General features: G+C 37.1%; 5 protein-coding genes and 1 pseudogene. 5 read left to right on the top strand and 1 reads right to left on the bottom strand.

All coding sequences use genetic code 11. From position 1 onward, the window contains the following. Positions 1 to 429 precede the first annotated feature (429 nt). Positions 430 to 1,329, bottom strand: coding sequence for a plasmid replication initiator RepA (gene repA / locus CIPSTX3056_RS03450; protein ID WP_232037538.1), 900 nt, complete (start codon positions 1,327 to 1,329; stop codon positions 430 to 432). A 2,770-nt stretch (positions 1,330 to 4,099) separates the two neighbouring features. Here repA and thiC point away from each other — a divergent pair. The 5 genes and pseudogenes from thiC to thiH form a co-directional block, all read left to right on the top strand. Beyond that, a pseudogene (gene thiC, locus CIPSTX3056_RS03445) lies at positions 4,100 to 5,908 on the top strand (phosphomethylpyrimidine synthase ThiC); the annotation flags it as partial. A 985-nt stretch (positions 5,909 to 6,893) separates the two neighbouring features. Continuing rightward, positions 6,894 to 7,640 (top strand): HesA/MoeB/ThiF family protein, encoded by a 747-nt coding sequence (locus CIPSTX3056_RS03440; RefSeq protein WP_072666557.1) that lies wholly within the window; start codon positions 6,894 to 6,896, stop codon positions 7,638 to 7,640. A gap of 48 nt (positions 7,641 to 7,688) precedes the next feature. Next, positions 7,689 to 7,895 (top strand): sulfur carrier protein ThiS, encoded by a 207-nt coding sequence (gene thiS, locus CIPSTX3056_RS03435; RefSeq protein WP_414835989.1) that lies wholly within the window; start codon positions 7,689 to 7,691, stop codon positions 7,893 to 7,895. Positions 7,896 to 7,898: 3 nt separating this feature from the next. Continuing rightward, positions 7,899 to 8,687: a thiazole synthase gene (locus CIPSTX3056_RS03430; protein ID WP_072666561.1), complete on the top strand. Its 789-nt coding sequence runs from the start codon at positions 7,899 to 7,901 to the stop codon at positions 8,685 to 8,687. Further along, on the top strand, positions 8,687 to 9,820 hold the full coding sequence (thiH, locus tag CIPSTX3056_RS03425; RefSeq protein WP_072666556.1) for a 2-iminoacetate synthase ThiH: 1,134 nt from the start codon (positions 8,687 to 8,689) through the stop codon (positions 9,818 to 9,820). Before CIPSTX3056_RS03430 ends, thiH begins: the two co-directional genes overlap by 1 nt. Positions 9,821 to 10,002: the final 182 nt, after the last annotated feature.

The following is a 10,002-nucleotide window of genomic DNA, read 5'->3' as shown; positions in this document are numbered from 1 at the left end:
TAACATGATCTTTTAGTTTTTAATCCGGATCATTCTGTATCTTACGCCAACAGAACTTACCCTCCTTAAAAGTACTTACTTACAGACGTAAGTTTGTCCTAGTTATCCTCTTGTAAAAAGAAAATAGAGCTTTATTTTTTGGTTTTGTAGTTATGCAAAATTTTATTTCTTGTATTAATTCTTTTTCTGTTTTTTTTTATTATATGTATTTATTGCATCTATCTCTGAGAATGCATTTAACTAAAAAAACCATTTGCATTAATATGCGTATAAATTAAAACTCTTCTATAAAAAAATGGTTTTCAAAAGTTTTGAATGAGAAAAAAAAATAAAAAAAACAAATTTAGATTGAAAATCTAACAGTAACATTATTAAGGGCGAGAGAAGGCCTACGCATGTAGCGTATAAATCTTAAAAGTATGTACGAAGTTATCCAGTCCCTGGGGTGCTACTCGCAAGCTTGCACATTGCATGATAACGCTGTGTAACCATGCGGTTTAGCTCGATATACCCCATGGCTCCAAGCTCTTCGACTCGATAAATCTTCACCAGATCTTGAAGAATGCTTCCCCTAGCTTTTCTCTCATCCATGGCTTCAAGTTTTCTAGCACGGCGATATTGTTTACTCCGTGCTAGTTTTTGAGTTCGAAACGCAAAAGCCCTTCGGATGTGCTCCGCTTTAGCCCGACGACGTGCTTCAGTCAAGGTAATCGGTTCTTCTCCTGCTTTCCGTAATTTCTGATTCTCCCAGGACAACTGCTGCTTCTGTGCAGATAGGTACTTACCATATTCATAGCCAATCAAAACAAAAAACACTTTAGTAACCCATATGATGTTTGGAATATAAGAGCCAGTCGTCTTATCCCATATCCGATCACAAAGAACAGCCCCAAGAGCCTCAAGATGCTCATTTATAGCGCGACTTGTTCGGCTATAGCAGGGTTTACCTTCCGTGTTATAGGTCGTTAAACCACACGCATCAGAAATTTGCGCCAGAGACATATAAACCTTACCAGTCACAATATTCACATGTGCTGCTAGACATTCAATTATAGCGTCAATTGCACGAGCACGGTGTGCATTCATCGCTCGCTGATTATTCAGTGCTGAGTGAGTTATGGGATGATAACGAGGTGTTACCCGCCAAATCGGGTGTTTCGAAGGGGCATTCGTACGAGCTGCCTGGCATATCGCATAAATTATGCGAGGAGGCTTCACGTTTTCTTTTGGTGGACGATAGCAAGGATATGGATTCTTTACATAGCAATGCGCTTTCGACGTCCGAGATTTTGCCTGAGAGGCAATACAGAAGCTTGGATTATCCACCACTCCCTGCACTTATGGCAGAACTGATGGTGGAAGTGCTATTAAACACTTGATCGCTAACGTTCATCGGGCCAGTATCCTTCTTGAATACGTTCTTGAACGATTCGCAAAGTCCTGATAGTAAAGCCTGCCGAGATCACCCTATCCAGGTTCTTTGCGTTTGGGAAAATGAGAGTTTTATTTCTCTTTCTCCCGGCACCTGCTCACTATAGGGAAGCGTCCTGTACAGCAGAATTTACCCGTATAGTCTTCATAAACTAGTTGAAACTCTGTCGTATCATTAATAATGACAGACTTTCTATTTTGGCAGAATCTAGTTTAAAAGCGGATCAGCGAGCTGTTCTATCGCTGTGGTTTCATTCAGCATTAGTTGAATATTATTTGGGTAACTATTATATGATCAATCACCTAAAATCTTTATTTATTCAACTAATCCAGTGTATTTCTGGTACAATTGTAGACTTTCATGGTGATAACATGATTTTTTTCTCATCTTGGTGGCTTCTCTTCTCCGAAATAGCCACTACATTTATTAGAAAGATATTCTAGCGTGATTTTATGCTAACTGTATATGCTTTTAGCTAAAAAAAAATAATAAGAATCTATAATTCGTTTCTCATTTCATATCATAAGTCATTATTTTCTTTACTGTCTTTGCGCTAAACATGGATTATTGATTTAGCGTTCTCATTCAAAAGAAAGACAGATATCCCAATTAAAATATATTTTATATATTTTATATTATTTTATAATAAGTATAACTGAATAACTGACTGAAAGTAGAAGATATATTATATATTACCCTAACGATAACTTAGCTAAGGCATCTACAAGGATCTTTATCTATTCAATATGATGCATGTATATATTACATATGATCATATTGCAATCATATTGTATGTTAGCGCTTTAGCAGTGAACCCGCAAGAGGCTTGATCGCATCTCGGGTAATATCATCTACCTTAAGTAACAGAACATAGAATCTCAGGCCATGCACTATTCATGAGATATTAAAAATATTCAAAAAATTTTTTAGTTTTAGTCTTGAATATTAAATTCATGATTTATTTAATCGTTCTTAAATAGCGTTTTTAGTATTGATAGACAGACTAGTTGTGTTTGCTATCATGTATGCACTATGTCTATCAATATCAGATTTTTCTAAAAAACAGTTCAACCAGATTAGATTAGTCATATGAACAACTGCATGACCTCATTTTTAATTAAAATTCTATAGTTATTCATTCATAGCACAGTCATAGCACAGTAATCTTTTTTATGAATCTGGCAATAAAAAGATGCTATTTGCAGTTAAACTTCTGGCACAGATGCATAATCAAACAACTGTTTCAAATAAACACAACGAAATCTATAGATTATATCTTTCGTAGTATAGAGCAATGAACATTGCATGTTCAACAGAAAAGATAAAATTTATTTCTTATCTATCAGGCTGCGCTAACAATTTGTCTTTATACAGCAGGCGGCTATTGTGCTCTAACTGATCTAAATCACAGTGTTTTATGCTTTTTCAATACATTTTTATTTTATATAGATCTCGACATATAGTATCTGATACAGACAAAGAAAGATTCTATATCGTTCTACACAGTCTATTTTTAAGCTCGTTGCGTTGTATTAAATAGGCTCGCCTTTTTAATAAAACACATAACCATCTTCTTCGGTGTAAAGATTACTAGGTATGGTTTTCTGATATTTTTACTAAAATATTGCTATAATCAGATTATCTACAATGCAAAACGATATCCGATTTACATTTAAATTAAAATTTATATTTAATTATTGATTGTAAATTAATTATTAATTGTAAAATCAGCATTTAAAATATTTATTTAAATAAGTATTTTAAATAAATCTATCTTTTTAGATATCCAAAGTCTATCAGTCTTGTTCAACGGTATTAGGATGCCCCTTAAAGTAAAGCACGCTAACAGGGCGACTCTAGACTCTAGATTGTTTAATTATTACATTGATTACTCAGTATAGCGTACAGTTAGAGGTATTGGATCTCTATTTTGTCGAATACTAGTAAGTATAATTTGTGTTGAGTGCAATATACGTTAGTTAACAATATACGTTAGTTAATAGTAGCCTGCTCTCACAACGCTTAGTTAGTCTGGATAAATTAAATTCATTAAATCTAAAAATATCTGCATTATTGAGCGATACATAATTTACAATCTCTACTTTATCATAAAATGATTCAGAAGACCTATAGTGATAGCTAGACTTCTCAATAAATATTATTCTAGATAAAAATCTACATCAAACTTTAAAGATTCTTTACAGAATAACATAAGATTAAGAGAATTTTCTATCAAATAGACTTTACTGTCTTAATAACGGCATTGCACTATACCAAATATACTTGCATTATATCAAATTAATTTCAGCGTAGTCTACAGAGGCAGAGTATAAATGTTAGTAGTAAGAAGAGTGGTTAACTATTTTTGTGCAAAATTTGCATATCACTAGGTGTATAGAATCTGAATGATTAACGTTCAGGATTTAGCATTAAATTTTTAATATAGAGTTAACCCTTTTATTTTTAATCATTATTATAAAAAAGAGACTTCGCAGAAGACAGAAATAGGGCATAGTATTTATGCCTAAAACTAATTAAAGATTAGCATAAAACTCATTAAAGATTAGAGAATAAGTTCCAGTGATCAACGGGTCTGCTTATATCAAATTTCAAACAGTATTGCTCTACAATAAGAAATACTCCCTATAATTTTTTGAGGAACTGATGATGCTATCATCACCAACTTTCGCCTCGCGCCGTGAAAACCGTAAGAACGCGCAAACTTTCATAGAGTCTATAACAAGTAGCGCCTTCCCTAATTCTAAGAGAGTTTATCTACAGGGTACTCTCTCAGACGACGTACGAGTACCTATACGTGAAATACACCTTAGTCCTAGTCTGAGCCGCGGAAAAGATAAAAATGCCACCTATGAGGAGAATGCACCAGTTCCAGTATATGACACCTCTGGTCCCTATGGGGATCCAGAGATACATATAGATCTAAGTTTGGGTATTAATCGACTGCGTTCACATTGGATTGACAATCGTCAAGATAGTGAATATCTCACTGAATTTACTGCTAGTAATAGAAAAGTGCAGTATGACAGTCTAGAAATGAAAAATATGCGCTTTAAAAATTTACATCATCCTCGTCGCGCAAAAAAATGCCGTCGTGTAACTCAGTTGCATTATGCTCGTGCGGGGGTAATTACTCCTGAAATGGAATTTATTGCGCTACGTGAAAACATGGCGAATAACCACAGTGGCGGTGATCCTCTAAAATCACAACATACTAAAACATGCTCTAGCGCAGCAGAACCTAAAAATATTACTCCAGAGTTCATTCGGAAAGAAGTATTGGCTGGGCGTGCTATTATTCCTGCAAACATTAATCATCCAGAGCTGGAACCGATGATTATCGGTCGTAACTTTTTAGTAAAAATCAATGCTAATATTGGTAATTCTGCATTAACTTCCTCGATTGAGGAAGAAGTAGAAAAATTAGTATGGGCGACCCGTTGGGGAGCGGATACTGTTATGGATTTATCTACAGGTCGTTATATTCATCAGACTCGTGAATGGATCCTCAGGAATAGTCCGGTTCCTATTGGTACTGTCCCTATTTACCAGGCACTAGAAAAAGTCAATGGTGTAGCAGAAAACTTGAACTGGGAGATATTTCGCAATACGTTGCTAGAGCAGGCAGAACAAGGAGTGGATTACTTTACTATTCATGCGGGCGTACTATTGCGATATATTCCAATGACCTCTAAGCGCTTAACTGGTATCGTTTCGCGAGGTGGATCAATTATGGCAAAATGGTGCCTCACTCATAATCAAGAGAATTTTCTTTACAAACACTTCCGAGATATTTGTGAACTGTGTGCATCTTATGATGTGTCTTTGTCGCTAGGAGATGGTTTGCGTCCTGGCTCAATACACGATGCTAACGATGAAGCGCAGTTTGCTGAACTTTATACCTTAGGGGAATTAACTAAAATTGCCTGGGAATATGATGTACAGGTTATGATTGAAGGCCCAGGTCATGTTCCAATGAATATGATTCAGCGAAATATAACGGAACAGATCGAGTATTGCCATGATGCACCATTTTATACTTTAGGTCCTTTAACTACTGATATTGCCCCGGGATACGATCACTTTACTTCTGGTATTGGCGCTGCGCTAATTGGCTGGTTCGGTTGTGCTATGTTATGCTATGTAACTCCAAAAGAGCATCTTGGTTTACCAAATAAAGAAGATGTTAAACAGGGATTGATTACCTACAAGATTGCTGCTCACGCAGCTGATCTTGCTAAAGGACATCCTGGCGCACAAATCCGTGATAATGCCATGTCAAAAGCACGCTTTGAGTTTCGTTGGGAGGATCAGTTTAATCTGGCTCTAGACCCTATTACTGCGCGTGCTTATCATGACGAAACGCTTCCAAAAGAATCTGGCAAAAGCGCACACTTTTGTTCTATGTGTGGTCCAAAGTTTTGTTCTATGCAAATTTCCCAAGAGATCCGTGGTTACACTAATAATTATGCCAAATAATTAAATTTTTAAGATGATTCCTGCAAAAGCAATGTTATTGCATTTAGAAAGGTAGAATTACATAACCCTTTAATAATTTATAATTTACACACATAACTTCATCATAATGATATTGATATTATTGCATATATCCCAGAATACTATACTGATATACGACCGAAAAGACCATGATTGATTAGTATTGGATGATTCTATATAAGGGATGTTTAGGCGCTATGATAGCGGTATAGGACATACTCACTTACTCAGCTCGTGATATAGTATATGATATAACTATATCGTCATGATATTAAGTAAGATTATTCAATCTTCGCTGCTGTCGGAATATATTTAAGAAACCTCAGGGGGGTTGATTTTAAAAATTTTTTATAGTTATACTTTTGCTATGAGATGCTATAATAACTACTGTATGAGATGTTATAATAACTACTGTATGTAAATACATGTAAATACAGTGATCTCTAATATACTAGTATATTGCGTTCAAATACAGTTAGTTTGATATTAAAATTCTGATGGTTATAGATAATATACGAAGATCAATCTTGTTCTTTAATCTTGTTCTTTAAATTGATAAATTACCTGATATATATAATTCTTGTAATAAAAATCAGCTTACAGCAAAGTTGATAAAAAGTCCTCACGCGTTCTACCCATAGCTATGGCTTGCCGCGAAACTAACCAGAGAAAGCATCTGTGATCCTTCAGATCGCTCGAGATGATGAGGTACTCCTAAGAACAGAGTTTTATTCTAACCATAGATATCAACTAGGAAGTTCTATATATTATTAATCGTTTTAGCAATGGAAGCTTCTGAATCAAGTATAACCTAACGAATTCTGCAGACATCTCCAGCATAACAGATACCTCGGGATTAAGTAGAGTGTTATAGGACATGGATAAATAGTAATGCATAAGCGCTATCCGTGAAGACTACACTGCCATTGGCAATTTAAGAGGGCTTATGCTTAAGGATCAGGATTTTTTACGCTATAGCAGGCAATTGCTATTAGGCGAAGTAGGACCGGAAGGACAGAAAAAATTAAATTCTGCCACAGTGTTACTATGTGGCATGGGAGGGCTAGGTTCGCCAGCTGCTCTATATCTAGCAGCGGCTGGCGTCGGTACATTACTTTTAGCTGATCATGATCTATTACAGATTAGTAACTTACAGCGTCAAATTCTCTATAAAACAAGCGAAATCGGTCAGCTGAAAACGGAGATAGCAACACAAAACCTGACTGCGCTTAACCCTAACCTTCTCTATATATCGTTACCACATAGGCTGGAGGGAAAATGGCTAGATCAATCAGTGTCAGATGCAGACTTAATTCTAGACTGTAGTGACAACATGATGACCCGACATGCCATCAATGCTTCCTGCATCCGGTATAATAAGCCGCTGATTAGCGCTAGTGCGATAGGTTTTAATGGTCAGATCTTAGTCATTTCTCCTCCTTGGGAGCACGGTTGTTATGCTTGTCTCTTTCCATCGCAACAAGAAAAAAAATATAATTGTCGTAATTCCGGGGTATTAGGTCCGCTAGTAGGAATCATGGGTAGCTTACAAGCTCTAGAGGCCATTAAACTGCTATGTGGTATCTCAACGTTATCTATCGGAAAACTGCATTTATTTGATGGAATATCTCTAAAATGGCGAACCTTGCATCTTAACCGAAATACTTATTGCCCGATATGCTCAGCGAGTTAAAAGCAAAACACACTATACTAGCTCTTCCGATGTTCAATGGAGACCGATGTGATCAAAATTACCTTTAACAACCGCTCTCTGGAACTTGAAAATCCGCTGTCCATAACTAATTTTCTCACTGACCAGTGTTATGAGAGTGGGCCAGGAATCGCACTCTCATTAAATCAAAATGTGATTCCGCATCAGTATTGGCCAGATTATTACATAAACGATGGTGACGATATTCTTTTGTTCCAAGCGATTGCTGGAGGTTAAGTGATGCTCACTATTGCTAGTATTTCGTTTCAATCCCGATTATTTACTGGAACAGGTAAATTCAGTAGCACTGATTTAATGCTAAAGGCTATTTCTGTATCAGGAAGTGAACTAGTCACCTTAGCCATGCGTCGAGTGGACATACATGATCACAGTAATGATGCCTTGCTTCTAGGGCTCCGAAAAGCCGGGGTTCGCCTACTACCGAATACATCGGGCGTAAAAACCGCTGAAGAAGCCTTATTTGCAGCTAGAGTAGCGCGAGAAGCCTTACAGACAAACTGGATCAAACTTGAAATTCATCCGGATATGCAGTATCTATTACCTGATCCAATAGAGACTTTAAAAGCGGCGGAGAAACTGGTAAAAGAGGGGTTTATAGTTTTGCCTTATTGCAGTGCTGATCCAGTTTTATGCCGACGTCTCACTGAAGTAGGATGCTCAGCAGTGATGCCTCTAGGGTCACCAATAGGGTCTAATCAAGGTCTAAAAACCCGTGATTTCTTAAAAATTATTATTGAACAATCTAAAGTACCAGTCATAGTAGATGCTGGAATTGGCACTCCGAGTCAAGCATTAGAGGCTCTGGAGTTAGGCGCAGATGCAATTCTCGTGAATACTGCAATTGCTGTCTCAAGGGATCCGGTTTCTATGGCTCATGCTTTTCGGTTAGCGACAGAGGCTGGTGATTTATCTAGAAGAGCGGGTCTAGCGTCACGACATCTGAAAGCAAGACCTACAAGTCCACTTACTAGTTTTTTGACTCCTCTATCAACATCAGAGGAGATATAATGGAGACTTTTGCCAAGGAACTGAAACAAACACAATGGGATGTAATTAGATTATGTATACATAAGCAAACCGCACACGATGTAGAACGAGCGCTCATGCTGGAGCATCTTAACTTACAGGACATGATGGCTCTATTATCACCAACAGCTGCTTATTATTTAGAATCGATTGCCCAAAGAGCCCAAACAATGACTAGACAACGTTTTGGTAATACCGTGACGTTTTATTTGCCACTGTATCTATCTAATCTTTGTGCTAATGATTGCAGTTATTGCGGTTTCTCAATGCGAAACCGTATACGGCGAAAAATTCTCGGTCAAGAGGAGATTATTAAAGAATGCAAAGCTATCTGTGCTAAAGGAATTCATCATCTTCTACTAGTGACCGGTGAACACCAGACTAAAGTGGGTATCGAGTATTTTCGGCGTTATATACCGTTAATTCGAGAATATTGCAGCTCTTTGGTGATAGAGGTTCAGCCGATGCTGCAAGCACACTATGAAGAGTTAAGAGGGCTCGGTTTAGACGGCGTTTTAGTATATCAAGAAACATATCATGCACGCACTTATAGTCATCATCACCTTTTTGGCCAGAAACAAGATTTTTTATGGCGACTAGAGACGCCAGATCGTCTAGCTCGTTCTGGGGTAGATAAAATAGGTTTAGGAATACTGATAGGATTATCAGATGATTGGCGAACAGATTGTTATATGCTCGCTAAGCATTTGCTCTATCTTCGTAAAACTTATTGGAAAAGCCGTTACTCATTATCATTCCCTCGCTTACGCCCCTTTACCGGTGGAGTACTAGAATCTTCGCATATCATAGATGAAGCTCAACTCCTTCAAGTAATGTGTGCATTTCGTCTTTTAGTGCCGGAAGTTGAGATCTCACTTTCAACCAGAGAATCGCCGAATTTCCGTGATCATGTAATTCCCATTGTAGTGAATAGCGTTAGCGCCGGATCTAAAACTCAGCCAGGAGGTTATGCTACTAATCAAGCAGAGCTAGAGCAATTTCTTCCTAATGATAACCGTTCTCCACAAGAGGTAGCACAGGTACTGCGATTATCTGGATTGCAACCTGTATGGAAAGACTGGGATCCTTATCTTGGTCGCTCAATGTCATGCTAATCGATAAATAAACATAAAATAGCTAATAGTTAAAAGAAATAAAATAATGGCAGTCTCTGTCTGCGCTCTTAATAATGTACCATTATGAATATAGCTATCAATATCTAGCAAGATATACTGACTGACATGGTAAACTATATTGCACTGTTATTTATCGTAACAAATGGTAAGTCATCAATAGA

The sequence above is a fragment of the Candidatus Erwinia haradaeae genome (assembly GCF_900698965.1).
Taxonomy (GTDB): domain Bacteria; phylum Pseudomonadota; class Gammaproteobacteria; order Enterobacterales; family Enterobacteriaceae; genus Erwinia_E; species Erwinia_E haradaeae_A.
The sequence above is the reverse complement of the archived record's forward strand: the minus strand, read 5'-3'. Positions and strand labels throughout refer to the sequence as shown.